Raw genomic sequence first — 22015 nt, 5'->3', positions numbered from 1 at the left:
GCAGGGCCGGTCGTCCTCGCGCCCGCGGGGGTAGCTCCCCCTCAGCCTTCAGGGCCGCCTCGACGACCTTGCCGTCCCGGCGCCCGCGGGGGTAGCTCATCGGAGATGCCGACCTCGAGCCGGTAGCGGCCGGCTGCGCAAGCTGTGACGTGTACCTGGCTACCTGTTAGAAAGGCGTCATGCTGCATCTGCGCCTGATCACCCCGGCCGAGAAGACGGACGAGGTGGTGCGGAAGATCGAGAACACGGTCGGCACCGCCCACCTCGTGGTCCTGCCGGGAGCCGCCCGCAATCCCGCCGGAGACCTCGTGCTGTGCGATGTTGCGCGAGAGGCGGGCGACGGACTCCTCACCTCTTTGCGCGAGCTGGAGCTTGACAGGACCGGGTCGATCGCCGTGGAGAACGTCGACCTCTCGCTGTCCCGTCGCGCGGACAAGGCCGAGGCGGATGCCCCGGGTGAGGGCGCGGACGCGGTGCTGTGGGAGGGCCTGACGGACGCGACCCACGAGGAGTCGACGTTGTCAGTGACCTACGTCGCGTTCATCACCCTGGCCACGATGATCGCGGCCTGCGGTGTGGTGCTGGACAACGCCGTCCTCATCGTGGGCGCGATGGCGGTGGGGCCGGAGTTCGGTCCGCTGGCGGGCATCTGCACGGCGCTGGTCCAGCGTCATCCCCGGCTGGCCTGGCGCTCCGTGATCGCCTTGCTGGTGGGCTTCGCGGTGGCCATGGCACTGACGGTCGGCTTCAGCCTGTTCATGGATGCCGCCGGACTGTTCCACAAGTCCGGCCTGGAGGGCGCGAGGCCCAACACCGCCTTCGTATACGCCCCCGACGCCTTCTCGTTCATCGTGGCAGTGCTGGCCGGCATCGCCGGCACCCTCTCCCTGACCTCGGCGAAGTCGGGCGCGCTGGTCGGCGTGGCCATCTCGGTGACGACGGTACCGGCCGCCGCCAACGCTGCCGTGGCCCTGGCCTACGGCGACACGAGCCAGACCCTGGGCTCGACCTACCAGCTCCTGCTGAACCTGCTGGGCATCGTCGTCGCGGGAACACTGACGCTGCTGGCCCAGAAGCACTTCTGGAAACAGCAGCGTCAAGTGAACGCGGACTAGGCGCGCGGGGACCGCACTAGCCGAGGGCCGACTTCACGGCATCGGCGAGCCGCCCGGCCACCGACCGGGCCTGCTCGATGTCGGCGGCCTCGACCATGACCCGCACCAGCGGCTCGGTGCCCGACGGCCGCAGCAGCGCCCGCCCGGTCTCGCCCAGCTCCCGCTCCGCCTCGCTGACGGCGGCGAGGTCGGCGTCGGAGTGCGGGGACGCCTGGTAGGCGAGCGACAGCCCTACGGTGGTCCGGAAACGCTCGCTGCTATGTGTGCAACCAGCAGGGGCACACGGCCAAGGACTGTCTCGATCAAGTTGTCTGCTACAACTCCCGCGAGGAAGGCCACAGCGCAAGTGAGTGCCCCAAGCCAAGGGCTGTTGGGGATTGGTCCTCCTGGACTCGTGAGCATCGAGAGCCGTACCGGCGTGGCCGGCAACCGGCTGATGCACCGAGAAGCCCTGCTGCGCCATGGGACCTACGAATGATCTTGGCTGGCTGCTGTGTCTGCAGGACAAGACCGCAGTGCCGTCCTGCAGAGCGTGGGCCGGGGCCAGTGGTCAGCTGTCGAAGTATGCGGCGATGGGCCCGAAGAGGCCGGTGAGGATGGCAGGCCCCACGATGCTGTGCGCTTCGGGGGGCAGGCTTCCACGGGGGTGATCGTCCACGTCTGGCCGACGCCGCCCTTGTTCTGTGAATCGCGGGTCGGTGGCCGAACTGCGTTTCCCAACGGTCGCGTTCGGTCGAGTGTTGGCTCACCCGATCCACTCAGATATCGCGGCGGACAAACCGAGTTCAAGGGCTGCGCATCAGGCGGCTCCCTCGTACGGTGATGAAGTCGGACACGGCTAGGGGGCACCATGGATCCGATCGTGATGGCAGCTGGTACGGCTCTGGTGGGGGCGATGGCCACGGATGCGTGGCAGCAGGCCCGTACTCATGTGGTCGAGTGGTGGCGTTTGGTTCGACCCGACCAGGCCGAGTCCGTTCACAGGGAACTCACCGACGCACACGCCCATGTAGTTGAGGCGCGTCGGGAGAACGACGAGAACCGCGAGCAGGATCTGGTGACCGACTGGCAGATGCGGCTGCAGCTGCTGCTGCGCGCCGATCCGGGCCTTGCCGACCAGCTCCGGGTGCTCCTGGACGACCACCTCGCTCCCGTCCTGCCAGCGCAGGAGCAGCAGGCGGTGAGCTCGCAGGTGATGAAAGCAACCGCCTCCGGTCACGGCCGGGTCTACCAAGCCGGGCGCGACCAAAGCATCACCGAACGATGACGCACGCGGGCGACTCCGCCGAGGACGAGCCACAGGCCCGACTGCGGGCCGCAGCATCAGACCAGGCGCGTGTATTTCAGGCCGGGCGGGACCAGAACATTGCAGAGCGGGACCTGCATCTCCACTACGAGGACGGCGTTCACCGGCGTCGGCAGTCGCAGGCAAGCAGCCCTCAGGCACAGTGCCCGTATCCGGGGCTTGCGCCGTTCGACACCGGGCAGTCCCGCTGGTTCTTCGGGCGGGCTGAACTCACCGCACAGTTGCTGTCCCGCCTCGATGAGCGACTGCATGGGGGCGGACCGTTGGCCGTGGTCGCGCCGTCCGGGGCGGGAAAGTCCTCTCTGCTGCATGCGGGGCTGCTGGCGGGCATAGCGGAGGGAAGACTGGCCGGCTCCGCTGACTGGCCGCGCTTATCCTTCACGCCTACGAGCACGCCATTAGATACGTTGACGGCGCAGTTGGCGACTGCACTTGGCATCAGTGCGCAGCGCCTTCGTGAGGCCGTTCGGGAAGAGGCGGCGGCGTGTGCGGCAATGGTGCGTGAGACGCTGCGGTCACGCGAAGACAGCGCCGCTTCCGAGGGAGCGGCTGGACAGCGGCTGGTCGTCGTAGTCGACCAGTTCGAGGAGTTGTTCACGCTGTGCAAGAGCGCCCCGGAACAGCACTCCTTCCTCGATGTGCTTTCCGCGCTGGCTGCCTGCGGCTCGCACGGCGAGGCCCCGGCTGCGCTGATCGTCTTCGGGCTCCGGTCGGACTTCTATACGCCTTGTGCCGACTTCCCACAGCTGAGGTCGGCCTTACAGGAGGGCCAGGTCCTCCTCGGACCGCTGTCGCGGGAAGGTGTACGGGAGGCGATCCTGTTCCCGGCCTCGGCCGCCGGCCTCGAGGTCGAACCGGGGTTGGTCGAGGTCCTGCTCCGGGACCTCGACCAGCCCGTGGCCACCACCGTGCGTGCCGATGCCTACCCTCCGGACGGAGTCGGCGGTTACGAGGTGGGGCGGCTGCCACTGCTGGCGCATGCCCTACGGATGACCTGGCAGGCCCGGCATGGCCACGTACTCACCGTGGACGGCTACCGCTCAACTGGCGGCATCCCGCGTGCCTTGGCCAACACGGCCGAACAACTATTCGCCGCACTGGACGCGGAAGCGCAGGCCGCCGTACGTCTTGTGTTCCTCCGCCTGATCAAAATCGGTGACGGCGTGGAGGACACCCGCCGCCGTATCCCCCACATGGAGCTGACCGACGGCGTCGACCATGCCGCTGCTGTCATCGACGCATTCACGGAGGGGCGCCTGCTCACCCGAGGACAGGACGGTGTCGAGATCACGCATGAGGTGCTGCTGCGTGCGTGGCCCCGCCTCCGCGCATGGATCGAGACCGACCGTGCCGGTCTGCTCATTCGGCAGGACCTTGAAGAGGACGCCGCCGCCTGGAAGCGCGAACAGTGCGATGCTGGGCTGCTGTACCGGGGGGCGAAGCTGGATCAGGCGCGCACATGGTGGGCGACTGCCGACCACGAGCAGATCAGCCCTGGGGCAGGCGCCTTCCTCCGCTCGGCGATACGGCAAAAACAGCGCGCCACGCATGTGCGGCGCGCGATGATCGCCCTGCTGTCCGCCTTGGCGTTGATCGCCTCCGCTGCTGCCGTCGTCGCATTCCATCAGCGCTCCCAGGCCCGGACCGAGCGGGACGCGGCCATATTCCAGCGACTCATGGTTGAAGGCGACCGGATGCGTCCTACACAGCCTTCTTTGGCCGCGCAGTTCGATCTAGCGGCATATCGCCGCCGTGTGAGTGACGACAACACCGATCTCACCAGTCGACTGATCACAGACGCGAGCAGCCCGCAGGCCATCAAGCTGTACGGTCCGTCGGACCGGGTCAACGCGGTGGACTTCTCGCCTCGCGGAAACCTGCTCGCCTGTACCTGCTCGGAGGGAACGGTACGGCTGTGGGATCTCGCCGCCTCTTCAGGTGCTCGACAGCTGAAGCCCCTTCGTATCGGGTCCGGGGAGGTACGTGAGGTCCGCTTCAGCGCGGACGGTCGGATGCTCGCCACCGCGAGCAACGATGGCCTTGTGCGCCTGTGGGATGTGGCCGACCCCCAGCACCCCACCCTGGTCGGCAGCCCTCTGCGTGCGTATCTGCACGGCAGCGGGCAGGATCCGGACGCAGACTCCGTGGCTTTCAGCCCTTCGGGCCGCACTCTTGCCGCCGGCAGCCCCGACGGACTGTGGGTGTGGGACATCACGCAACTGAAGGACCCTCGGACGCTGTCGAGTCCTTCTCCCGACGCAAAACCCGTCGGTGAAGTGGTCTTCAGCCCTGATGGCAACACGTTGGCCACCGAGACGTCGTTGGAGAATATTAGGTTGTGGAAGGTAGCCGACCGGCAATCTCCACGTGCTGTCGGTAAACCGCTTGTACAGCCGTACGACAAGCCGTATGACGAGCACAAGAATGGAGCCGTGTCGCTGGCGTTCAGCCCCGACAGCAAGACACTGGTCACAGCGGACCAGGATGTCCGGTTGTGGGACGTCAGCAACCCCGGCCGCCCGCAAGCGCGCCCCAAGTACCTGACCGGGCATGCAGACTCTGTAGAGGGAATCGCTTTCAACAAAGATGGCACCGTACTGGCCAGCGTGGGCGCTGACGCCGTCGTGCAGATATGGAACGTCGCGGACATCAACGCCCCCGCTCCGCACACCCCGCCGTTGCCCGGGCACAACCCACACCTGCTCGTCTTCGGGGTGGATGAAGTACGGCTGTTTGCGTGCCTTGCCGGTGGCCGGGTCCGTGCTCGGCTGCCATTCGTAGAAGCCGTCCGCGGGGAGCAGGCAGCGGCGCTTGAGGAACGCGCGGCGGAAGGCCGGCTTCTCGTGCACGGTCTCCACCCGGGCGTTGATCATCCGCGCGCCGATCTTCGCCTCCTTCGCCCAGGTCGGCACGAGACCCCAGCGCAGCGGCCGCAGCTCCCGCGAGGCTACCGCAGGGCCCTCGCCTGGCGGAGTGTGCTCCAGGACCGCCCAGACGTCGTTGGGCGGGGCGACGACGGATGCAGTCAGCAGCCATCACCCTGAGAGGGGCGGGGCGGCCGGATTCGAACCGACGTCCTCCGAGATGATGTCGCGGCGCACTACCTCTGTGCTACGACCCCGCCTTGCTGTTGATCATAATCCGCAACTGTGCCGAACGACAGGACACAGGAGTGCCAAGGCTCACCCACGGGCCGTCGTTCGGGCCACTGTTGGCCTCCTCGCCCCGGAGTTGGCCAGCTGGGTGTGCCAGCCGTGCGATCAGACGCCGCCGGGCCCGGAACTCGGCTGGACCGCGGCGCCGGCAGCCTGAGGGCTGGCACGCGCGCGACGTTGCCGCCGCCCTGTCGCCGTCTGTCCTTCCCCTAGCCTCGCCCGTGCCGGGGACGAGGACGACGCTACAACCTGTGACGCGCCGCCTAGCAAGGTGAGAGTTGCGAAGTTCACCGAGGTGGGCTCGCCACCGGCCGCGTGGAAGCCCTGTCCACCCGCAATTAGCTGCCCGGCACCGTCAGCGACGTCGCCACGAGCGGTGCGATGGCCACGGTCAAGGTCTCGATCGATGGGGGATAGCTCACCGCGGCGATCACCAAGTACGCGGTCACCGAGCTGTGCCTGGCGGCCGGCTCGCCGGTCGTGGCCTTGATCAAGTCAACCGAGGTGTCCCTCGCGACCGCATGACTCCTGGCCTGCTGTCAGCTGTTGATCGGCCCCGTCCCCTCGCAGAACCCGGGCCTCGCGCCTGTCGAGTGCGGCGTGCACCCAAGTCGAGGCCGAGCGGGCCGTGGATGCGGCCAATGCGGGTCTGGTTGAGACCAGCATTGGTGAGGATTGGGGCGCAGCGGGCATGTGCACGCTTTGAGCCCAGCGCGCCGACATACGCGGGCCGGGTAGCGGAGGCCGGCCGCGCCAGGCATCGCCGCTGAAGTCAGCCCTAGTTACCGTACGTTGACAAAGTCGCCTGGTGCGGTGATGGGAGCGGTGGTGCTGCTGCCTGCGTAGCTGTAGCGCCAGTATCCGTCTCGGCTGGCGGTGGCGGTGGCTTTAAGGTGTCCTGTGGAGCTCGACGTTACGGTTTTGATGGTGCTGTAGGTGCCGCTGGGTGTGCGGAACTGCAGGCGTACGCGCTGGTTGGCGTACCCGTGGTACTTGGAGTCGGTCCAGTTGACGCGGCTGAGTGCGCCGGTGATGGTGATGGACTTTCCCTCGGTTACGGGCTCAGGTGAGGGGTTGGCCGTCAGGTGTGAGGCGCGCTGGACGTCGACGGATGCCGCGGCGTCCTTCCAGTGGTAGTCGCCGTCCTGTGCTGTCGCGTTGACGTGAAGCCGCCAGGTTCCGGCATCGGCGTTCTGGAGCCACGATTGACTCATGACGAAGCGCCAGGTGCATCGTGTGGTCCCGTCTTTGGACGAGGCGCATTCGGGTCCCTGTGCTGCGGCGAGGTAGCCAGTGGGCGCGGCGATGGGCCCCCTATAAAGGAGCGGGTCGATGTAGTCGATGCCTTGGGGGTCGCTGGCGGTGACGGTTGCCGTGAAGGACGTCTGCGCGGCAGTCCCGATCAAGACAGCCTTGCCGCCGTTGATGGTGGCGGAGAGGACCTGTGTGTCACCCCGATGGGCGTCCGCCGAAGCCGTCGAAGTGCAAAGGCATGTGATCGTGAGTGTGGCGACGGCCGTTGCGGCGGCACGCTTGCCCATGAAACCCCCAGGTGGAAGGCCGGCCCCTGAGCTGTGTGACCAGGGGTGTCCGTAGCAGCGGGGTGATGCTAGCCGCCCCGCAGCCAGCCCAAGTTTTCGGCGAAGCCTCTCTCGAGCTTGTGAGGACGGGTGCTGGTGAGTTCGCTCGTTTGCACCGTCGCGACACCATGGCGACAACCGGCGTAGGCCGGAGTCGTGCCACTCGGGCGGCACGCGGCACGATCAAGGCGGAAAATGCCTGTGGGAACGTCAGGGAGGGACGTGCTGACTTTGCGTTTGCTGTGCGGAAGTCGACCAAAGTGTGAGTAAGTCGTGCGATTTTCTTCACAGTTGACTTAGTGGGTGGTTCGTTGCGGCAACCCCCTGGCTGGGCGGGTTTCCGACTCTTGATCGCTTCCTTACTTGATCTTTAATCTGCCGCGACTTGTGGTTTTCTGCTGGTAGTTGGGGTTGAGGTATGGGAGTGGGACAGTATCGGCGCCGATGGCGCCGGCCCGTCTCAGGAACAGTTGGAGCCATCCTGTCGGCGGCTGTCGTAGTCGGTGTGCTGGGCGGATCTCCAGCGGCGGGTGCGGCTGACGGGGACGGCGGTGCCGATACGAGTGTCGGTGGGGCATCCACGATGCCGGCGAACGATGAGGCGAAGGGCCGCGCATTCTGGGAAGACGACGGGCTTCCGGCCGAGTCGGCGGAGCTGAAGGCATCCCGCAAGGCCGCGGAGACGCGGCAGCGGGTTGCGGTGCAGGGCCTCACCACGGAGACCAACCAGGTCTTCGCGAATCCGGACGGCACCTTCACCGCGGAGTCCGCCCCGCGGTGGAACGTGTCCGCAAGGACGGAAAGTGGACGCCGGTCGACACCACCCTCGTTCAGCAGGCCAACGGCACTCTCGCGCCGAAGGCCGCGCACGATGTGACTCTGTCCGGTGGCGGCAGCGAGGAGCCGCTGGTGCGGTTCGAGCGGGACGGCCACGCTTACGAGGTGTTCTCGCCGTGGCCGCTCCCTGAGCCGGTTCTGGACGGCTCCCACGCCGTGTACCGCGGCCGGATGTGGACCTCGTGGTGCAGGTGCTGCCGGACGGCTTCACCCAAAACCTTGTGGTGCACACTCCGCAGGCTGCAGCCTCGCTGGGCACCATCCGCTACCCGGTCACCACCAAAGATCTGAAGGTCCGCACGCACGGAGGCGTGACCGCTCTGGTCGATGGCGGTGGACGGCCGACCTTCATCAGCGGCTCGCCGCTGATGTGGGACTCCGGCCCCTCCAGTGTAGACACCGGCCTCAGCACCATGATGGGTTCGGCCGACTCGAACGATGACGCCGAGGCGGCCGGAGAAACCGCCGATCCGGTCGAGGCAGTCACCCCGGAGCCTGACTCCCGCACGGCCGTTGCGGACACGACGCTGACAACCGACCGGCTGACCGCAGCAGTTCCTCATCGATCCGGACACTTCGTACCCGGTGGTCATCGATCCGCCGACCGTGTCCGTCAAGCTGGTCGGCTACACGTCTCTGTGGTCCAACATGCCCGGTACGTCGTTCTGGAACACCAGTCATGCGCTGGGTGTGGGTTACGACGCGTATGTGGACAACAAGAAGGCCCGCTCGCTCTTCCAGTTCGACACCCGGGCCGTGGCCGGGAAGAAGATCCTGCACGCCGACTTCGCGGCCTACGAGATGTGGTCGGCCAACTGTACGAAGAAGGACATCGAGCTGTGGCGGACGTCTTCGATCAGCTCCGGCAGGACGTGGTCCAGTCCGCCGTCATGGAAGGCCCGGGTGGACACCGTGTCCGCGGCCAAGGGCTTCTCCGGCAGCTGTCCGGACGGTTCCGTAGAGTTCGACGCCACCGCTGCCGTGGCCTACACAGCCAAGGCCAAGGACACCACCACCACGCTGGGACTGCGCGCGGACGAGGATGACCCGTACGCGTGGAAGCAGTTCATGTCGCCCAAGGACGACCCCATCACGGCCGAGCGGAAACCGAAGCTGTCGATCACGTACGTCGGCGTTCCGAACACCGCACCGTCCTACGTGAAGATCGCCGATCCGAGCACGTCCTGCTCTGCCGCAACCTCCCCGCCGTACATCAGGGACCAGACTCCACGGTTCACGGCCACTCCCACCTCGGCGGACGGCTCGCAGGCTGTCGTGCGACCGGAGTTTGAGCTGTACGCCGGCAGCAGCACGACCCCGACAACCTATCGGCCGTCAGCGTGGACGAGCAGCGGCACCGCCGGCACCTGGACACCGACTCTGGACAGCGGCAAGACCTATCACTTCCGTGCCCGCACGCATTACAAGGCCACCTACGACGGAGACACCCAGTACGTCTACGGGATCACCACCATGTCCCCGCGCACGGAGCAGGATCGGGCAGCAGCACGCGGTGGTTCAGGTGGCGGGACACCATCTGTGATGGCGTTCCCGGCCACGGGAGAGGAGCTGCGGGCCGTACCGGATGAGGTCCCAGCGGTGCCGGTCCCGGCCGCGGCGGGGATTATCTAGGGCGTCTGGGAGGTGACAGGCAAGTCAGGGACGTAGCCGATTTCGTACATGCCTTACGGGTATCCGAGGGAAGTTCAGGCATGTCCGCCACGTCTGGTCGGGCGTCGAGGAACTACGGGGCAGCCATCAGCCGGCCATCGCGATCAGCTCGTCCAGCACCTGGCGGATCTGCGGCTCCGGTGCTGCGCCCTGGAACAGAGGGAGCGCCTGTCCGGAGACGACCGCGAAGACGGCCGGAATCGACTGCACGCCGAACTGCTGGAACAGCAACTGATTCGCCTCGACATCGAACCTCGCGAGCACGAACTTGCCCGCGTATTCGGCTGCCAACCGCTCCAGCCGAGGTCCGAGCGACTTACAAGGCTCGCACCAGTCGGCCCAGAACTCGACAACGACCGGCACCTCGGCAGAGCGCTGCAGCACATCGTGCTCAAACCCCGTCTCGTCGGCGTCGAACACGAGGGGGCCGTCACTGCCGTTACCACCCATAGACATCGTTACCGCCCATAGACATACCGTGTGGGTGCATTGGTGCATTCCTTGCCCTTACGCAGGCCCTTCAACCCCAGCCTTCTCATCTTCACCCCGATCCCAGAACCCCTACGCCGGCAGCCAGCACCTCGGGCACCGCAGGCTAGAAGCGGGTGGGGATCCGGCGACAGCTGAATACGAGAGCCCACCAGTAGACGCCGCCGATGGACGGACGCGCGGCCCCACACTCCCAGCCAGCGGTCTTGAGGCACGGCAAGGGGGACTCCGCCCACGCCATGACGGGTGGCCAGACGGCGGCTCTTCGAGCCACGCGGTCGGCCAGGCCCGGGGTGGGACGGTTTTGGCGCACCGGCTGGAGAGCCGGTCCTCGCTCGCAGGTTCCGGAACCCTCGTCGGACGCGGGCGGATGTCAGTCTGTTCGGTTCGGGCGGCCTCTCCCAGGGGCGCCGTAGATCGGCGGCCAGTGGGCGGGTGAGCCGGAGCTGGTGCAGGCGGCGATCACGAGCCACGTCCACCGGTCTGCCGCCTCCGGGTTGCGGAGCCGCGGCTTGGTCCATCCGAGCGTCTGCTTGAACAGGCGAAACATGTGCTCGGTGTCGGAGCGTCGCGGGAAGGACTGTCAGCAGCGGTCGAGGTCCGTCGTGATGGCGGCGGTGCCCGACCACCACGGTCAGAGCGGCCTTCTTGTGCCTCCTGCCTGTGGCGGGCACCCCGGCGAAGGCCGCCCTGCGCTTCGGCGTCGCTGGTTGAGGCCGATTACCTCATCGCCGAACGCGAGGAAATCTGTATTGGCCGTAGTAGACATTGGGCTGTGGTGTGGTTATGGTTTCTCTCGTAGCCCGAAGAGATCGAAGGGCCCGGCAGAGACGAACTGCCGGGCGGCTGGACCGCAGTACCAGCAGTTGCAGTGATCAGGACGGTGCGGTGACGGAGTTTCGAAGCCAGGTTGGTTGCAGGACGGCGACGGGACTGGTGACCGGACCGGGTGGCCCGCGGTGATCAGGGGCCGCCGTGAGCAGTACCGCAGTGGCAGTACCCGTATGGCAGTACCCAGCAGTGAAGTCAGTGAGCGGTACCTCGGTGAAGGCGTCTTGCTGCGGGCGCGCGCACCGGGAGGTTCGGCAGTGGAGTTCTAAGCCAGAGCAGATGCAGGATGGGCGACGGGGCCGGCTGTCGAAGTGGCGCTGTGAGAGGCCACCAGCAGGACGCAACACCGGCAGTACAAGCAGTTCGCAGTATCAGCAGTACGCAGTTCCCGTTTGGTAAGTGAGTGATCCAGAGGAAAGAACGGAGGAGCCAAGCGCCATCAGGATCGCCCGGGCGAGCAATACGGAGCCCGGGTACCGCAGGACATCGATAGTGAGGTGGTCTCCGGTCACGCATCCGCGATCCCCGCACCCCCGGCGAAGTTCAGGCCGGGTGGGCGGACACAGAAGGCCGGCGCAGTACTAGGGCCGGCAGATGGTGTAGCAGTTCCTTCGGGGCCCGGGAGCCACATGCTCCCGGGCCCCTCCGCGCGTTCCACAGAGAGGTGCGGTGACAGCAGACGCCTCGTTCGGCCGTCTCGATGACGACGATTACCCCGCCTACACGATGGGCCGGGCCGCCGAGATGCTCGGCACCAGGGCTTCCTCACGCGCGATCGGCGAAGCCCGCCTGATCACCCCGCTGCGCTCGGGCGGCGGACACCGCCGCTACTCCCGTTACCAGCTGCGCATCGCCGCCCGCGCCCACGAACTCGTCGACCAGGGCACCCCCTATCGAGGCCGCCTGCCGCATCATCATCCTCGAAGACCAACTCGAGGAGTCCCAGCGCATCGACGCCGAACACCGCCGCGCCGCCGAATCGGCGCATCCAACGGCCGTGACTTGACCCGGGGCGCGCAGGCCGCCGCGTTTCCTGTGGTGACTGCATGTGCGGGCGTGTACCGTCTGCGTCAGCTGTCGTGGTTCGGAATTTCCCTTTGCCCACGCCGTAGGCGTGGGCGTTTTGCTGTGCTGTGCCGCAGGAACCAGGGCGATCACCTCCGCCTTCCGCACGTTGTGGGAGGCGTCCATCGACTGGAAGGCATGAGACATGGCTACGGGAACTGTGAAGTGGTTCAACGCGGAGAAGGGCTTTGGCTTCATCGCTCAGGACGGCGGCGGTCCGGACGTTTTCGCCCACTACTCGGCGATCAACTCCTCGGGCTTCCGGGAGCTCCAGGAGGGCCAGAGCGTGACGTTCGACGTCACCCAGGGCCAGAAGGGCCCCCAGGCCGAGAACATCAACCTGGCCTGACCTTCCGTACTCCGCCCGCGCGTGGGAGGCGACGGTATGGCGGAGCTGGGTGACTTCCTCTGCCGTTCGCGCCAGGTACGCGTCGCTGTCCGGCGCGATGGGGTGCTTGCTGCCTGGGTGGTGAGGGGTTGCCGGGCGAGGTCATGTCGGGGAGTCCTCCGGGCGGTGGACGTGCGGACGGGTGTCGATGCATGCCTGCCTGGATTGAGTGGGACCATCCGGCCTGAGGTGTCGGGCGGTCGGGGCAACGCAGAGGCTTGGCGTAGCAGTGCCCACGCGCGAGGGGGCTTAGGTGCGGAAGGCCGCCCACGCCGTCGGCCCTCTGGCGAAGGGATCAGCCAGGGGTGCGGCAGGGCAGGCTGGTGGCTCGTGACCCGAGCGTTGGTCCCGAGCCACCTGCCTGATGTGCCGGTGTGCTTCCGGCGGTTCACGGGGCCGTAACCGACACTGGCAGGGGGCCCGGTGACCGCGCCCAGCGCCGATGCGCCCGGCCGCCGGGCCGCGTCCGTGGAGACCGCATTCCGTGTCTGGGCGCGCTCACGCAGCGGCAGTGACCCCTGCATTCTCGGCAGGGGTGGAGACGGGCAGTGTGGACTGGGTCGCGTTACAGGCTGACGACGACGAGGGCGGTGTCGTCTGTGACGCCGTCGGCGGGGATCAGGTCGTTGATCACCGCGTCGGCGAGTGCTTCGGGGTGGGTGAGTTCTCTGTGGCGGGCCAGCGAAGCGGTGAGCTGGCTGAGTCCGGTGTCGATGTCCTGGTGGCGGCGTTCGATGAGGCCGTCGGTGTAAAGCAGGAGGGTGTCGCCGCCGGTGAAGGCGGTGGTGGCTTCCGGTCGGGGGCTCGGTTCGAATGCGGCGTCCAGCGGCGGGTCGGTGGCCTGGTCCAGGAGGGCCACGGTGCCGTCGCCGCGGAGGAGGACCGGGGGAGGGTGGCCGGCGCTGGAGTAGGTGATGAGGTGGTGGTTGAAGTCGATGAAGACGGTCACCGCGGTGGTGGACTCGGCGCCGGTCAACGATTGCGCGTAGCGGCCGAGGACCTCCAGGGCTTGGGCCGGTCCTGTGGCGACCCGGGAGGTGGCGGACAGGGCGCTGCGGAGCTGGCCCATGACGCCGGCGGCGTTCAGGCCATGGCCGACGACGTCTCCGACGGCGACGGCGATCTTGTCGCCGTCGGGGAGTTCGACGAGGTCATACCAGTCGCCGCAGACGTTGAGGGAGTCGACTGCGGGCCGGTAGCGCACAGCGACTTGGTGGTGGGCGATCGGGACCGGGACGGGGAGCATGGCGCGCTGCAGGGCGAGGGCGACCTCACGCTCGCGGGCGTGGGCGCGGCGCAGGCGTTCGTTGACTTCGTGCAGCTGCCGCATTCGGCTGAAGAGCTCGGCCTCGAGCTGGCGTGAGCCGTCCGGCCGGCTGGTGGCGCGCAGGAGTCCGGTGACCTCCTCGACACGGTGGATCACCAGGGCGATGTGGCCGTCGGGCGCGAAGACCGGCGCGTTGACCGGGCTCCAGTAGCGCTCCTCCCACAGTCCCGGCCGCTGACTGGATTCCACGTCGTAGCGCTGCAGGTCCATGGTGTCGATCTCGCGGTTGGCCAGCACGCGGCGCAGGCTCGCTTCCAGGTTGCGGGCGCCGGAGGCTGGCGGCTCGTCCGGGTGGTCGGGGAAGACGTCGAAGAGGTAGTGGCCCACCACCTGGTCGCGGCTGCGTCCGGCCTGCCGCAGGAATGCCAGGTTGGCGTCGGCGAAGACCAGGTCGGGGGTGAGCAGAGCGACCGCACCGGGCAGCGCTTGGAAGACTGCCGCGTAGTCGATAGTCATGGACGCAGAATAGGAATGAAACGCGCGAAAGCTAGCTAACGGCACCTTTTTCGGCTGCACGCCATGGGATGCGCAGTGCCGGGCGGGGGAGTGGGCCTCGTGCTCGGCGGGGAAGCCCAACGATCACCCATAGCCAGGGGCAGAGCCGGTGACGTAGGCGGGGACTCCGTGAGGGGCTGTGTCTTCAGGGGCTACGCGGGGCCGGCGCGTGTCTGATGTGCGGCGTGGGTGCGCCGTCTTGGACGGGTTGGAGACCCGCCGTGATCGTTTCCCCGATAGGGCGTGCGCCCACCGGGTGCGTCGGTCTTCGCCTTTGTCAGCAGCCGACGCCCGGCACCCTCCTCGTCGCGATCGGCCCCGCCGCATCGGGCCAGACCACGTTCGCCGCCACGATGCCGGTGGAGGTCGTGATCGGCCTCGACTCCCTGCGCTACGAGATCAGCCCGGGCTGCGGCGTTCGACCAGGACCACGTCGCGCCACTGACCGTCGTGCTGGCCGATGCGCTCGCGCGTACCGATGACCCGGAACCCGGCCCGCTCGTGCAAGGTCAGGCTGGCGGTGTTTTCGGGGAAGATGCCGGACTGGATCGTCCAGATGCCGGCGGCCTCGGTGGAGTCGATCAGGGCGCCGAGCCGACACCGCGGCCGCGGGCGCCGGGATGGACGTAGACGGAGTGCTCGACGACCCCGGCGTACGCGCACCGGTCGGACACCGGTACCACCGCTGCCCAGCCCACCACCTGGTCGTCGTCATCGAGGGCCACGAGGCGGTGCTCGCGCAGCTTGGCCGCATCGAAGGCATCCCAGGTCGGAGCCGTGGTCTCGAAGGTGGCGTTGTGCTCGTCGATGCCGAGTTGGTAGATCGAGAGCACGGCCGCGGCGTGCTCGGGCTGCATCGCCGCGACACGGACGCCGGTGGCTGTGCTCACGACGCCGGCTCGATTCCGAGTTCGGCGAGCAGGCCGCGGATGCGCCGCTCGATCTCGTCGCGGATCGGCCGGACGGCCTGGACTCCCTGTCCGGCGGGGTCGTCCAGCTTCCAGTCCAGGTACCGCTTGCCCGGGAAGTAGGGGCAGGCGTCCCCGCAGCCCATCGTGATGACCACGTCGGAGGCCTGGACCGCCTCGACGGTGAGGACCTTCGGGGTCTCGGCGGAGATGTCGATGCCGCTCTCCTTCATGGCCTCCACCACGGCGGGGTTCACGGCGTCGGCGGGGGCGGAGCCGGCGGAGCGGACCTGGACCTTGTCGCCTGCGAGATGGGTGAGGAAGGCGGCGGCCATCTGGGACCGGCCGGCGTTGTGCACGCAAACGAACAGCACGGACGGGGCGGCGGGAGTGGTCATGAGGACACGGTGCTTTCTTCGGCAGGTCGGGCGGGGGCGGAGAGCTGCTGCTCGCCGTGCGGGACGACAACCTCGTCCCCGGGTACCGGCGTTTGGCGGCCGAAGGTCACGGCGACCAAGGCCAAGCCGGCGGCGGCGCCGGCGAGCTGGGCGGCGAGGAACGGTGCCACGGAGGCGGGGGCGATGCCGGCGAACGTGTCGGTGAAGGCCCGGCCGATGGTCACCGCCGGATTGGCGAAGCTGGTGGAGGAGGTGAACCAGTAGGCGGCACCGATGTAGGAGGCGACCGCGACCGGTGCCAGGTGCGCGCGGCCACCGCGCGCCAGCCCGAAGATCAGCCAGACCAGTCCCGCGGTGGCGACCACTTCGCCCAGCCACAGATGTCCCGTGGAGCGGTCGTGCGTCGACCACTGGGCCAGCGGCCGGGCGAACATGGCGTCCGCGAGGACCGCACCGCCGATCGCCCCGGTGATCTGGGCGAGCACGTACGCGGCCACCTCCTGCGGGCTGGGGCCGTCGCCGGTACGGCGCCCGGCGAACCAGGCGGCCAGCGTCACGGCGGGGTTGAAGTGCGCCCCGGAGACGGAGCCGAGCAGGGCGATGAGCACGCCCAGGCCGAAGACGGTCGCCAGGGAGTTGGCCAGCAGCTGCACGCCGACATCGCGCGTCAGCTCGGTTGCCTGGATCCCGGAGCCGACCACCACGGCCACCAGCGCCGCCGTGCCGACGGCCTCCGCTGCTGCCCGCCGCGCGAGAGGGGCCGGCGCGCTCACGCGGACGCCTTCACGGGCGCACCCGGTGTCTCAAGGAGGGTGGACAGCCTGGCCAAGGCCTCGGGGAGCACCCAGTAGTACACCCAGGTCCCCCGCCGCTCGGAGCCGACCAGCCCGGCCTCGCGCAGCACCTTCAGGTGGTGGGAGATGGTCGGCTGGGACACGTCGAACGGGCCGATCAGGTCGCACACGCACGCCTCCCCGCCTTCGTGGGAGGCGATCAGGGACAGCAGCCGCAGCCGGATCGGGTCCGACAGAGCCTTGAACATCCGCGACAGCTCGGCCGCATCCGCTTCGCCCAGTGGTTCGCGGACCATCGGGGCGCAGCACGCCTCGTCCTGCCCGAGTACCGGCAGATCAGCTTGGTTCGACATACCTCTATGTTGACGGATGTCTATTCAGGTGGCAACCTCGGCTGTATCGACAGTCGTCGATACAGCATCGTCCCGGATGGGAGACCGCCATGTCCCGAGTCCAGCTCGCCCTGCGCGTCGCCGACCTGGAAGGCTCGATCGCCTTCTACTCCAAGCTGTTCGGCACCGAGCCCGCCAAGCGGCGCGAGGGCTACGCCAACTTCGCCGTCACCAAGCCGCCGCTGAAGCTGGTCCTCATCGAGGGCGCGGCCGGTGAGGAGACCCGCCTGGACCACCTCGGTGTCGAGGTCGCCGGCACGGAGGACGTCAACGCCGCCACGACCCGGCTGAAGGAATCGGGCCTGGCCACGTTCGAGGAGAACGACACCTCCTGCTGCTACGCGCTGCAGGACAAGGTGTGGGTGACCGGCCCGGGCAAGGAGCCGTGGGAGGTGTACGTGGTCAAGGCTGACGCCGACACCCTGGAGAAGGCCGACGCCGCCCCGGACGCCTGCTGCGGCACCACCGCCTGCTGCACTCCCCAGGAGCAGGCCCTCGACCCCGCGCAGAGCCCGGCGGAGGCGAAGGCCGCCGCCGGGTGCGCCTGCGCAAGCTGACCGGCTACGTTCCGGGCGGCATCTACGCCGGAAGCATACGCACGACCGAATGCCGGTCGGTGAGCTGCTGGCGCAGGTGACTGTTCTCCACCGTGGCCTGGTGCTGGGCGCCGACCAGCGCCTCGACGTCGGCCTTCAGCTGGGCGATCTCTTCGGCGTCGGCGGCCCGCAACTCCTTGAGCTTGCGGACCTGCCGACGCAGCCGCTTCTCGCTGTCCGGCGTCTGGCCGCGGGCGCGGACCTGGTCGTAGAAGGCGTTCCTCAGATCCGGATGGCGCAGGGTGAGCGCTTTGCGCAGCACCTGCGCCTCCGCCGCGAGCGCGACGATGGTCAGCGCCCCGATGGACGCGGGATCCTCAGTGACCAGGACACGGCGGGCAGCTGGCGTGGAGGGCGAACCGCGCCGGGCACGCCTCGGGCGCCGGCCGACTGGCGGGCGTCGTGCCGCGCCGGCCCCGGGCGGAGGCCGCGGCAAGCTTCGCTGAGTTGAGCGTTCACGCTGGGACACCAGGTGAGCTGCCTGGTCCCGGCGCTGCTGCTCCTTCCGCTCCGTCCGTGCCCTGGCCGACTGTGGTCGCATTTTTCCCGGGCCTCCGGAGAAAGCAGACGCGCTACGGTCGTCAGGTGCCATCGGCCGCCGCGCTGTGTCAGCATGCCGTCGGGGGCGCTGGCCCGGCGCAGATGGCGCGGCATGCCTAGAACCGGCGAGGGACGGGTACACCCACTGGCTGCACCGCTGGGAACGGTACGTCACCAGCCCTGCGCTGATCACCACCACCGATCACGCCCGGGCCCAGACCTCTGATGGGATGACCGAGCTCTTGGACGAGCGTGCTGGCGGCGAGCCCCGAGGCACCCGCCGCCGTGCTTCCAAGAGGTCCGCGTGTTCCTCTCACGACAGAGTTCTTCAGCCGGGACAGTGCAGGTTCCACCCGTGCCCGTGCCCGTCGGTGGACAGCATTCTCCGCCTCCTGCTGCGGGCGGAGATTCTCCTTACCACGCCGTTTGCGGTGCGGGATGAGCAGGCCGGTGCCCTGGTAGCCGCCGTCGGCGATAGTCGGTGCGCCGCGGCAGGCCCGGTCGACGCCGGACTCCGTGAACGCCCGGCAGTCGTTGCGGCTGCCTGGCAGCGGCAGTCCGATCGCCACGACCAGGCGGCTGTTGGCGTCGACGACGACCTGCAGATTGGTGGAGTAGCGGTAGTTCTTGCTGGACGCAGCGATGGTGCGGTCGCGGGTAGGAACCAGGGTGCCGTCGACGATGTAGACGGTGTCCTTGCGCGGCCGGCGAGCCGGTGAGATGGCCAGCAGGGGTGCGAGGTGATCGAGGATGCGGTCGGCGGCGGACTTCGAGACTCCGAACAGCGGCGCTACCTGCCGCAATGTCAGGTTCGTGCGCCAGTACGTCGCCACCAGCAGCACCCGGTCCTCCAGCGGCAGCCGCCAGGGACGGCCGCGCTGAACGTCACCGCCACGGCGCCGTACCAGTGCCACCAGCCTGGCGAACTGCACCTCGGACAACCCGGAGAACGGCTCGATCCACTTCGGATCATCCGGCCCACGGGTTACGGGACAACCTTTAGCTTGATCTTTAACGTCCGACGTCGAATGGTGCGTCGAACTTGATCACTCGGTCCGGTATCCGCCGTACGCGGAAGCGGCCTTCGTCTGAACATGTGCTCCGACCAAGGAACACACATCTTCAGAACGAAGGCCGTGGGGATGAGTCTGCTGCATCGCGACACGCGACGAGATGCTTTGGAGCAACTGTCATGCTTCCGGGGCGAGTTCTACTCCTGTCTCACCGCTCGTTCGGATGCATTGTTCGAGCTGGCTGATGCTGTCCTGTGCGGCGACGGGCCGGTGAGGTCACTGCCCGAGCTGTCGCTGGTCGGCGAACACCGCCGCGGCCATGGCGGACTCTACTCAGCCGTCGCCCGCGGCCGGGTCGATACCGACCGGCTGCGGAGGGTGCTGGCCTCGGTGCCCCTGCCACGGGCCGTCGACGGCCGGCTGGTCCTGGCCGTCGACATCACCTGCTGGCTGCGCCCCAGTGCCCACACCTCACCGCAACGGATCCTGTGTCACACCTACGGCCGGGGCAAAGACCAGCACATTCCGGTTCCCGGCTGGCCGTACTCGATCATCTGCGCACTCGAACCGGGCCGCAGCTCCTGGACCGCGCCGCTGGACGCATTGCGCCTGGCACCCGGGGACGACACCGCCACCGTCACCGCCCGGCAGCTGCGCGAACTGCTCGAGACGCTGATCAGGGCAGGCCAATGGCAGGAAGGCGATCCGAAGATCCTCCTCATCGCCGACGCCGGCTACGACGCACCCCGTCTCGCGTTCCTGCTCAGGGACCTGCCGGTGCAGGTGCTGGCCCGGATGCGCTCGGACCGTGTCCTGCGGCGGGCCGTCCCGCCCCGGCAGCCTCACACTCAGGGCCGGCCACCCCGGCACGGCAGCGAGTTCGTCTTCGGCCAGCCCGACACCTGGGGCATCCCGGACACCGAGACTGTCACCGACACACGTCTATACGGCACCGCCAGAGCCCGCTCCTGGGACCGGCTGCACCCCAGGCTCACCCATCGCTCTTCCTGGGCAGTCGCCGACGGCACCCTCCCAGTCGTCGAAGGGACGGTGATCCGCCTGGACATCGACCGCCTGCCCAGCGGAGCAACACCGAAGCCGGTCTGGCTGTGGTGGTCGGGCACCGACGCCACTGCGGCGGACGCCGACCGTCTCTGGCAGGCCTACCTGCGACGCTTCGACATCGAACATACCTTCCGCCTGCTCAAACAGACCCTCGGCTGGACCGCACCGAAGATCCGCACACCCGAGGCCGCCGACCGCTGGACCTGGCTGATCCTCGCCGCCTACACCCAACTACGTCTCGCCCGCCCACTCGCCGCCGACCGGCGCCGTCCCTGGGAGAAACCCAGCCCTCCGGACAGGCTCACTCCCGCCCGAGTCCGCCGCGACTTCCGGCACATCCGCCCACAGGCCGCCTGCCCGGCCAGAGCACCGAAACCCACCCGCCCCGGTCCCGGCCGGCCACCAGGCCGGAAAAACACCCGTCCCGCACCCCGCCACGACGTGCACACACCCAAGAAAACACAACCAGCAAAACGACCAAAGAAGAAGACAACCACCCCGAAGCCCCGCCGCACAGGTTAAAGATCAAGTTAGGCGAGCAGGGCCGCCCAGCTGCCGGAACCCGCGGCCGTCATGGAAGTGCTGAGACCACTCGGCCCGAGAGGTCTCTTTCACAGGCCGCTCCTTGCGCAAGACACCCCCAGGCCTGACGACATTCTGTTCGTGGAACAGGTACGACTTACGACTGGCGGGCGCTGGACCAGCTGGCCGTATCATCCTGTCGGATGGGCGAATATAGCGAATCGCTACAATGCTGCGAAGCCCTCCTGGACCGGGGGACGTTGCCGCAGGGCGAACGTGGGCGTGTCCTTGCGAACAGGGAATTCGCGCTGACCGGCCTACGTGCTGGAGCTTCCGCGCCTTGAACGCATCACGCTGCAGAACGCCCTGTGGGCGATCGAGCGTCAAGTGAGGAATTCATGGGTCGGAGTGCCAACATCGCGGTCGGCCATGAACGCCCCATCGGAGTTCCAAGTTAGTCCAATGAGTGGACGATGCGGCGGGTTCTCCCAGAAAGAGAGGCCGACCAGAAGCTCATAGTCCAACCTCGTTCTTGCATTCGGGATTCACCCGAAGTTGGCGGAACGAGGAGTACTCGATGAATCCTGCACTCAGGACGACTTCGCGACTTGGGCCCATTGCGCGCAAGCGATGCAAAAGGGCTGGAATGGTGGCGTCGCTTGCACTGGTGTTGGCGGCCGGGGTGGTGAGCCCGGCTGCTGCCGCGGCGCAGTCTGTCACCAATCACACGACCGCCACGGACGGCTACGGCGACGACGGTCACTGCATGAGCAGCAAGATCAAAGCCAAAGTCCACGATATCGTGCAGTCGCTCCGGGGTTCTCAGGTCGTCGGTGGCGAGGAATGCCAGGGCCCGACCGGTGCGACCGGTGCGACCGGTGCGACCGGCGCGACGGGGCCGACTGGCGCGACGGGACCCGCCGGCAGTGGTACGGGAGCGACCGGCGCCACGGGAGCAACAGGTGCGACCGGTGCGACGGGGCCGACTGGTGCGACCGGGCCCGCCGGCAGTGGTACGGGAGCGACCGGCGCTACGGGAGCGACGGGCGCCGCGGGAGCTACCGGCGCGACGGGTCCTGCCGTCAGCACCACGGAGGTGGCGGGACCTACGGTGAGTGTGGCGCCAGGCAGCTTCGGGATCAGCAGGGCTGTTTGTCCGGCCGGCCAGACAGCGATCTCCGGCGGCCACAATCTCAGCTTCGGGCCCATCGCTGGCAGGTCTGCGCGGAACACGACTAACACGCCGGGTGACACCTGGGAGGTCTTCGTCGACAACCCCTACAGCGGTGAAACCGAGACTGGTTATGCCATCGCGTACTGTGCGCCCAACTGACGCATGTACGCGGCTTGCCCGCCCCTGCGGTATCTCCGCTTAGAGGGAATCTGATCAACATTCACATCGCAATGACCGGCTTGCCTGTTTCGATTCGCCAGATTGGTGTGGCGTGGGAGGCGAGAGCCCTGGCGGAGCTGGAAAGCACCCTGCCGCGCCGGACAGCGACAAGCACCTGGGACGGATGGAAGAGGA

13 protein-coding genes and 9 pseudogenes are annotated in these 22015 nt (G+C 67.9%); 9 read left to right on the top strand and 13 right to left on the bottom strand.

Annotated features, from left to right (window positions below; all coding sequences use genetic code 11):
- Window positions 1-179 precede the first annotated feature (179 nt).
- Window positions 180-1115 carry a DUF389 domain-containing protein gene (locus BLW57_RS01270; RefSeq protein WP_093471501.1) on the top strand — a complete coding sequence of 312 codons (936 nt, stop codon included), beginning with the start codon at window positions 180-182 and terminating at the stop codon, window positions 1113-1115.
- A 16-nt stretch (window positions 1116-1131) separates the two neighbouring features.
- Here the strand turns inward: BLW57_RS01270 and BLW57_RS40370 are convergent.
- Window positions 1132-1299 (bottom strand): annotated as a pseudogene (locus BLW57_RS40370) (phosphoglucosamine mutase); the annotation flags it as partial.
- Between the two features lie 666 nt (window positions 1300-1965).
- On the opposite strand from BLW57_RS40370, the gene BLW57_RS01255 reads away from it, so the two are divergent.
- Window positions 1966-2382 carry a hypothetical protein gene (locus BLW57_RS01255; protein ID WP_093471498.1) on the top strand — a complete coding sequence of 139 codons (417 nt, stop codon included), beginning with the start codon at window positions 1966-1968 and terminating at the stop codon, window positions 2380-2382.
- A pseudogene (locus BLW57_RS42955) lies at window positions 2379-5015 on the top strand (NACHT and WD repeat domain-containing protein); the annotation flags it as partial. The gene BLW57_RS01255 and the pseudogene BLW57_RS42955, both read left to right, overlap by 4 nt.
- Before the next feature lie 147 nt (window positions 5016-5162).
- Here the strand turns inward: BLW57_RS42955 and BLW57_RS42000 are convergent.
- Window positions 5163-5405, bottom strand: a pseudogene (locus BLW57_RS42000) (SOS response-associated peptidase family protein); the annotation flags it as partial.
- Between the two features lie 471 nt (window positions 5406-5876).
- Between BLW57_RS42000 and BLW57_RS01240 the strand changes: the two are divergent.
- Window positions 5877-6101, top strand: a pseudogene (locus BLW57_RS01240) (molybdopterin-binding protein); the annotation flags it as partial.
- Here BLW57_RS01240 and BLW57_RS42950 read toward each other — a convergent pair.
- A complete protein-coding gene (locus BLW57_RS42950; RefSeq protein WP_093471495.1) occupies window positions 6067-6333 on the bottom strand; it encodes an XdhC family protein in 267 nt (88 codons plus the stop codon). The pseudogene BLW57_RS01240 and the gene BLW57_RS42950 sit on opposite strands and share 35 nt — an antisense overlap.
- Before the next feature lie 25 nt (window positions 6334-6358).
- Window positions 6359-7117 (bottom strand): calcium-binding protein, encoded by a 759-nt coding sequence (locus BLW57_RS40805; RefSeq protein WP_143051561.1) that lies wholly within the window; start codon window positions 7115-7117, stop codon window positions 6359-6361.
- Between the two features lie 1482 nt (window positions 7118-8599).
- Here BLW57_RS40805 and BLW57_RS41135 point away from each other — a divergent pair.
- Window positions 8600-9625, top strand: coding sequence for a hypothetical protein (locus tag BLW57_RS41135; RefSeq protein WP_176985395.1), 1026 nt, complete (start codon window positions 8600-8602; stop codon window positions 9623-9625).
- 132 nt (window positions 9626-9757) lie between these two features.
- Here BLW57_RS41135 and BLW57_RS01225 read toward each other — a convergent pair.
- Both BLW57_RS01225 and BLW57_RS41995 read right to left on the bottom strand, forming a co-directional pair.
- Window positions 9758-10093, bottom strand: a pseudogene (locus BLW57_RS01225) (thioredoxin family protein); the annotation flags it as partial.
- Window positions 10094-10383: 290 nt separating this feature from the next.
- Window positions 10384-10784, bottom strand: a pseudogene (locus tag BLW57_RS41995) (transposase); the annotation flags it as partial.
- Window positions 10785-11653: 869 nt separating this feature from the next.
- Between BLW57_RS41995 and BLW57_RS01215 the strand changes: the two are divergent.
- Together BLW57_RS01215 and BLW57_RS01210 are read left to right on the top strand one after the other, a co-directional pair.
- A pseudogene (locus BLW57_RS01215) lies at window positions 11654-11990 on the top strand (MerR family transcriptional regulator).
- Window positions 11991-12194: 204 nt separating this feature from the next.
- Window positions 12195-12398, top strand: coding sequence for a cold-shock protein (locus tag BLW57_RS01210; protein ID WP_093471494.1), 204 nt, complete (start codon window positions 12195-12197; stop codon window positions 12396-12398).
- A gap of 604 nt (window positions 12399-13002) precedes the next feature.
- On the opposite strand, the gene BLW57_RS01205 is transcribed toward BLW57_RS01210, so the two are convergent.
- The 5 genes and pseudogenes from BLW57_RS01205 to BLW57_RS01185 form a co-directional block, all read right to left on the bottom strand.
- On the bottom strand, window positions 13003-14220 hold the full coding sequence (locus tag BLW57_RS01205) for a PP2C family protein-serine/threonine phosphatase (RefSeq protein ID WP_093471492.1): 1218 nt from the start codon (window positions 14218-14220) through the stop codon (window positions 13003-13005).
- A 438-nt stretch (window positions 14221-14658) separates the two neighbouring features.
- A pseudogene (locus BLW57_RS01200) lies at window positions 14659-15116 on the bottom strand (N-acetyltransferase family protein).
- A gap of 29 nt (window positions 15117-15145) precedes the next feature.
- On the bottom strand, window positions 15146-15565 hold the full coding sequence (locus BLW57_RS01195; protein ID WP_093471491.1) for an arsenate reductase ArsC: 420 nt from the start codon (window positions 15563-15565) through the stop codon (window positions 15146-15148).
- Entirely contained in the window at window positions 15562-16338 is a 777-nt protein-coding gene (locus tag BLW57_RS01190; RefSeq protein ID WP_093471489.1) for an aquaporin, read from the bottom strand. The genes BLW57_RS01195 and BLW57_RS01190 overlap by 4 nt, the downstream gene beginning before the upstream one ends.
- Window positions 16335-16712: an ArsR/SmtB family transcription factor gene (locus BLW57_RS01185; RefSeq protein WP_256339326.1), complete on the bottom strand. Its 378-nt coding sequence runs from the start codon at window positions 16710-16712 to the stop codon at window positions 16335-16337. Before BLW57_RS01185 ends, BLW57_RS01190 begins: the two co-directional genes overlap by 4 nt.
- Before the next feature lie 89 nt (window positions 16713-16801).
- Here BLW57_RS01185 and BLW57_RS01180 point away from each other — a divergent pair, with 89 nt between their 5' ends.
- Window positions 16802-17308 carry an ArsI/CadI family heavy metal resistance metalloenzyme gene (locus BLW57_RS01180; RefSeq protein WP_093471486.1) on the top strand — a complete coding sequence of 169 codons (507 nt, stop codon included), beginning with the start codon at window positions 16802-16804 and terminating at the stop codon, window positions 17306-17308.
- Between the two features lie 22 nt (window positions 17309-17330).
- Here BLW57_RS01180 and BLW57_RS01175 read toward each other — a convergent pair whose 3' ends face one another.
- Both BLW57_RS01175 and BLW57_RS01170 read right to left on the bottom strand, forming a co-directional pair.
- The gene (locus BLW57_RS01175) at window positions 17331-17609 is read right to left on the bottom strand and encodes a hypothetical protein (RefSeq protein WP_218138102.1); all 279 of its coding nucleotides are present in this window, start codon (window positions 17607-17609) and stop codon (window positions 17331-17333) included.
- A 604-nt stretch (window positions 17610-18213) separates the two neighbouring features.
- Window positions 18214-18846: pseudogene (locus BLW57_RS01170) on the bottom strand (transposase); the annotation flags it as partial.
- A 183-nt stretch (window positions 18847-19029) separates the two neighbouring features.
- On the opposite strand from BLW57_RS01170, the gene BLW57_RS01165 reads away from it, so the two are divergent.
- Entirely contained in the window at window positions 19030-20487 is a 1458-nt protein-coding gene (locus BLW57_RS01165) for an NF041680 family putative transposase (RefSeq protein WP_093471485.1), read from the top strand.
- Window positions 20488-22015 lie beyond the last annotated feature (1528 nt).

The sequence above is a fragment of the Streptomyces sp. 1222.5 genome, assembly GCF_900105245.1.
Lineage (GTDB): Bacteria > Actinomycetota > Actinomycetes > Streptomycetales > Streptomycetaceae > Streptomyces > Streptomyces albidocamelliae.
Note: the sequence above shows the minus strand (reverse complement) of the source record. Positions and strands in the feature narration are given on the sequence as shown.